The sequence below is a fragment of the Pararhodobacter sp. SW119 genome (assembly GCF_017811755.1).
GTDB lineage: Bacteria > Pseudomonadota > Alphaproteobacteria > Rhodobacterales > Rhodobacteraceae > Pararhodobacter.
In genome coordinates, this window is sequence record NZ_JADDJF010000130.1 from 1 (window position 1) to 2,195 (window position 2,195).

The 2,195-nt window shown below is 62.2% G+C and carries 2 protein-coding genes; both read right to left on the minus strand.

The annotated features are described in order from the left end of the window. Positions 1–27 precede the first annotated feature (27 nt). Positions 28–1,416 carry an MATE family efflux transporter gene (locus tag IM708_RS20760; RefSeq protein ID WP_209428453.1) on the minus strand — a complete coding sequence of 463 codons (1,389 nt, stop codon included), beginning with the start codon at positions 1,414–1,416 and terminating at the stop codon, positions 28–30. A 25-nt stretch (positions 1,417–1,441) separates the two neighbouring features. Continuing rightward, on the minus strand, positions 1,442–1,861 hold the full coding sequence (locus IM708_RS20765; RefSeq protein ID WP_209428454.1) for a hypothetical protein: 420 nt from the start codon (positions 1,859–1,861) through the stop codon (positions 1,442–1,444). Positions 1,862–2,195 lie beyond the last annotated feature (334 nt).

Genomic DNA, 2,195 nt, shown 5'->3' on the forward strand with positions numbered 1-2,195 from the left:
CAAGATAAAGTCCTGTCATGACATCCTCTACTTCCAACCTGTGCGGTAGATGGCAAGGCTGATCACCATACCGTAGACAAACATCGCCCCTCCGATTGCGGCAAAAACACCCTTCACGCCCAAAGTCGTGGTTGCCGCCAAAACGAGCGCACCGCCCAAGGCCAGACCGATCCTGCAAATGCTGCCCATCACCGGCCACAGCATCCGGCCTGCGCCTTGCGAAGCGAAGTAGAGGGCAAGGCCAAGCCCGAAAAAGGCATAGAACGGCGCGACGATGCGGAAGTAGCTGCGCCCGGCGTCCAGCGCTGCCGTGTCGGAGCGCTCCAGAAAAAGGCTTAGCCACAGGTCTGGAAAGACCGCGAGGATCAGGCCGATCGTGCCGACAATGCCTGCCGCTGCCAGCGACCCGGTCCAGGCCACGCGCAAGGCGCGGTCCCGGTTGCCCGCGCCGATATTCGCGCCGACCATTGCAGTCATCGCGGCCCCGATGCCGAAGATCACCGGGATCATCAGAAATTCCAGCCGCGCGCCAAGCCCGTAGCCCGCCAGCGCCGCCTCGCCATACTGGCTGACCAGACCGACCATCAACACGATAGTGAGCACGGTCAGAACCGCATTGACCGAGGCCAGCGCCCCGACGGACAGAATATCGCGTAACATGCCGATGTTCATCTGCGCCAATGCGCCGTGAAATCGCAGGCCGGTCCGCCCGGATGCGATATAGCTCATCGCCACTATCGCACCGACTCCATGCGCCACGATCAGACCGAATGGCAACCCGGCGATGCCAAGAGCCGGAAGCGGACCCCAGCCAAGCGACAAGCCACCTGCCAGAGGAATTGAGAACGAGGACACCAGCAACAGCAGCAAAGACGGAAACTGCATATTGCCGGTCCCGCGGATCACACTCAGCGAGGCATGGCATAGCCAGACTGCTATGCAACCGGGAAAGAACACGAGCGCATAGGTGACCGCCGCTTCAACCGGGGCCGCGCCTCCGCCGAGACTGCCGAAAATCGACCGGCCAAAAACTGCCATCACACCGGCCATAGCCGCCGCAAAGGCCACAGCGATCATCCATGCGGTGAGTGTGAGCGTGGCTGCGCGATCCGGCTGCCCGGCACCGAGCGCGCGCGCAACAGAGGCAGATATCGCGCCACCTATTGCGCCCGCAGACAGCATCTGTGTCAGCATAACCAAGGGAAACACCAGCGCGAGTCCCGCCAGCGCGGTGACACCCAAAAGGCTGGCAAAGAACGCCTCGGCCACGCTTTGGGCTGCCTGAACGAACATCGCCAATACATTGGGCAGGGACAGCTTGGCCAATGTCGGCCCGATCGGTCCTTCAAGCAGCGCCCGCGTGCGCGCAGCACGCCGGTCGGCAGCCGCATCGCCGTGTATCGCATCGCCGGACATCAGCGGCTGATGCGGGAGCGGGGCGTTACGCATCTTGCCAATGGCCGACGGCAAGGAGAGCCATCGCCGAAAAAGGTGACTGAGCGGGCTCGGGATCGCGTCGTCGTCCCGCTCCGCGACCGGTGCGCCAAACAGCGCGATGGCCGGGCGTGGCTGCGCCCGAAAGTGATTGACTGATCCGAACGAGCGGGTGTGCTCCTCTGAGCACGCTGTTGAACAGGTCCGTGAACGTGGCGCGCACGGTATCACTGGCGATGAAAACCGTGACCGGACGATCGAGCACGCTGTCCTTCGATCTCTCGAAAGCCGTCGGGTCCTGGGGCGGATTGTCGTCGCGGAATGGGACCCAGTTCGGCTCACCGACCTGCTTGATGCGCAGCGCGTGATCGAGAACCATGACGACGCCGTCCATGGCGTAGAGCATGTTCTGCTGGGTGACCGACATGGGAGCGGCTCCTCAATGCGAGATGCGGCGAAATGACAACGCGGGCCGAAACAATACCCGATTATCCTCGAGAAATGGCGAGAGTCAGCTGCTCTGCGACGAGCTGGAGAACGAGAGGCGGATCTTCGCCGCTCTCAAGGAGCGGCTCGGCAAGGAATGGGTCGATCTGGGAAATCAGCATACTCGGCTGGAGCCAGCAACCGTAGGCGTATGGCAATGGAGCAGCTCCCGAAGATTTCTTCGGGAGCCTTTACTCGACCCTTGGTGAACTGCCCCCATCGAGTGGTCCGGGTTGATTTTTAGTGCATCGTTGGCCGCTGGTCCATTGGAACGA

What these genes read in the sequence shown, in the direction of transcription:
- IM708_RS20760 (WP_209428453.1), bottom strand. Translation starts at nt 1,416, where the DNA reads ATGTCCGGCGATGCGATACACGGCGATGCGGCTGCCGACCGGCGTGCT.
- IM708_RS20765 (WP_209428454.1), bottom strand. Translation starts at nt 1,861, where the DNA reads ATGTCGGTCACCCAGCAGAACATGCTCTACGCCATGGACGGCGTCGTC.